The organism is Paenibacillus plantarum, from assembly GCF_013141695.1.
Taxonomy (GTDB): Bacteria; Bacillota; Bacilli; order Paenibacillales; family NBRC-103111; genus Paenibacillus_E; species Paenibacillus_E plantarum.
Genome location: NZ_WHNY01000055.1, coordinates 1 through 1,409 on the forward strand (window position 1 = coordinate 1; position 1,409 = coordinate 1,409).

A 1,409-nucleotide genomic window follows, 5' to 3' on the forward strand; every position below is an offset into this window, starting at 1 on the left:
GGAGTCTTCCTTGACAACAAAAAAGTAGGGTATTCTCGGGATTACTACAGCACCAAGAAAGGACCCTACTCATGACAACTTCTACTTTACACGAAGCAGGACTCTCAGATCTACTGGAAAATTTAGTGAGGAACTTCCTCAAAGACAAGCTGGAATTCATCATGAAAGAAGAAATTAAAAATGTGCTTCAAACTGAACAACAGCCCGACGAAAAGAAAAATTATCGCAATGGTTACTATGAAAGAACGCTAGATACAAGGTATGGTCGTATCGATGATCTCACGGTCCCTAGGGATCGCAATAACGACTTCCAAACTCAGTTGTTCGAGCCCTACCAACGCCGCGAAGGCTGGCTTGAAGAGGCTGTTATTCGCATGTACAAAGGCGGTATGAGCACGAGAGAGGTGTCAGGATTTATTGAAAGCATGTTCGGTGCTCAATACTCGCCAACCACAGTTAGTAATATCACTGGAACCGTTCTTGAAGACGTTGACAGGTGGCAAAAGCGCCCGCTTGAAAAGCGTTATTCGGTCATTTACCTCGATGGATTATACGTTAAATTAAAGCGAAGTACGGTAGACAGTGAAGTTATCTACTTGGCAATGGGCATTAACGAGCAAGGGTATCGTGAGATCCTCGGGTTTTACATTGGTGGAAAAGAAAGCTCAAATGGCTGGCGAGATGTCCTAAAAGACTTGTATCGTCGCGGCGCCGAAGAAGTGCTGCTAGGTGTATTTGACGGTCTCCCAGGACTAGAAGATGCCTTCAAAGACGTCTACCCGCAAGCGGACGTGCAACACTGTATTGTACATAAAGTGCGAAGTACCTTCCCAAAAATTCGCGTCCAAGATAAGACAGAATTCATAGGTGACCTTAAAACCATTTACAATGCTTTGGATCGGGATTTGGCTTACGCAGCATTTGATACCATTCAAGCAAAGTGGGGGAAAAAATACCCGAAAGAACTGGATTCATGGAAAGAACAATTGCCAACACTACTCACTTTTTACAAATATCCAGCGCTCATAAAGAGTGCGATTTACACATCAAATCCAATCGAACGAACCAACAAAGAGATAAGAAAACGTCTTCGGCCAATGAATAGTCTAACCAATATGGATGCTGCTGAGAAGATCGTTTACCTCGAAGTGCTGACTTATAATGAGAAGTGGAGTACCCGTGTGATTCGTGGTTTTGGAGATGCGGCTGTACAAGAAAAACTCAGAGAGATGTTTGAAGATCGTTATCCTTCTACGTCCGATAAAAATATGGAATAAAAATCCAGCTCCCGCGCCTTCGCTTGAGCTTCGCCCCAGAACCATTTTTAAAAGACTGAAAATTCAATAAACTATTATTGGAGACTTTAAAGAATTTCATTATCCATCGTCCCGATGGATAATCCTACCTTA

At 42.9% G+C, this 1,409-nt stretch carries 1 protein-coding gene; it reads left to right on the forward strand.

The features are described 5' to 3' along the window. The first annotated feature begins 71 nt into the window (after positions 1-71). The gene (locus GC096_RS16865; RefSeq protein WP_171631768.1) at positions 72-1,277 is read left to right on the forward strand and encodes an IS256 family transposase; all 1,206 of its coding nucleotides are present in this window, start codon (positions 72-74) and stop codon (positions 1,275-1,277) included. Positions 1,278-1,409 lie beyond the last annotated feature (132 nt).